Origin of the sequence: Mesorhizobium sp. M0701 (assembly GCF_040320365.1) — a bacterium.
Taxonomy (GTDB): domain Bacteria; phylum Pseudomonadota; class Alphaproteobacteria; order Rhizobiales; family Rhizobiaceae; genus Mesorhizobium.
This window is the reverse complement of the sequence record NZ_JAMYPO010000118.1, coordinates 1-1,084: the sequence shown is the minus strand read 5'-3', so window position 1 is coordinate 1,084 and position 1,084 is coordinate 1. Positions and strand designations below refer to the sequence as shown.

The 1,084-nt window shown below is 56.3% G+C and carries 1 protein-coding gene; it reads left to right on the top strand.

Annotated elements, in window-relative coordinates:
- On the top strand, positions 1-1,084 hold a 1,084-nt coding region (locus NKI24_RS35775; RefSeq protein WP_352750906.1), incomplete at both ends, for a pilus assembly protein TadG-related protein.

Here is a 1,084-nt window from a genome sequence, read left to right as displayed (position 1 = left end):
GGCGAGAGCGGCAACGTTGCTACTATTTTTGCTCTGTCTTTGCCGATTGTCGTCGGCGGTGCGGGCCTCGGTATCGAGACTTCCTATTGGTATTACAGCAGCCTGAAGCTACAAGCGGTGGCGGATGCGGCGGCCTATGCTGGCGCTTTGGAAAAGGTTTCGGGATCCGACACGCCAAAGATTGTCTCCGCAGCGACAGCGTCAGCGACCACGAACGGCTGGGGACCGTCAGCAGGTACAATAGAGGTCTTCTCGCCTCCGTCAGCCGGTCCAAATGTCGGAAAAAAGGCGGTTGAGGTAGTCGTTCATCAGAACCTCGATCGGTTCTTTACGTCGATATTCACGCAAAACGCAGTTGGCGCACAAGCAAGGGCGGTGGCTCTTATTACGGATGCTTCAAAAGCCTGCATTTTGACGGTCGATCCTTCCGCTTCGAAAGCGGCGCTCTTTTCCGGCAGTTCGACCACAAAACTGACAGGCTGCTCCGTCATGTCGAATTCGATAGCTCCGGACGCCATCAAACTTCAGGGATCGGCAAGCCTTGATGTCGATTGCCTGATATCGGCAGGCGGTGTTTCGTTGAGCAACGTCGTGAAGACCGTTTGCGCCAGCCTGATAACTCAGGCGCTGCCCGCTGCTGATCCTTTTGCCGACCTGCCGGCGCCGCCGGCCACGAACCCTTGTCAAAACGGCAATCAGTCAACCTTGCAACCTGGAACATACTGCAAGGGGCTCAGCTTGAGCGGCAATGTAACCCTCTCGCCCGGGATATACGTCATTGAGGGAGGCGATTTCAAAGCGAGCTCGAATGCAAATATTTCCGGCGAGGGCGTCGTCATTTATCTGGCCGATACCTCCGGCGTTAGCATGAACGGCACGGCGACCGTCAAGCTCAGCGCACCGACGTCGGGCACCTATTCAGGTGTGCTGTTCTATGGCGACAGAGCCAACCTGGCGGGATCCAACACGTTTAATGGCACGGCGGATTCGCTATTGACCGGCGCTCTGTATTTTCCAACACAGGGCGTCAATTATCTCGGCAATTTCTCGGGCAAGGGTGGTTGCACGCAGGTCGTCGCAAGTA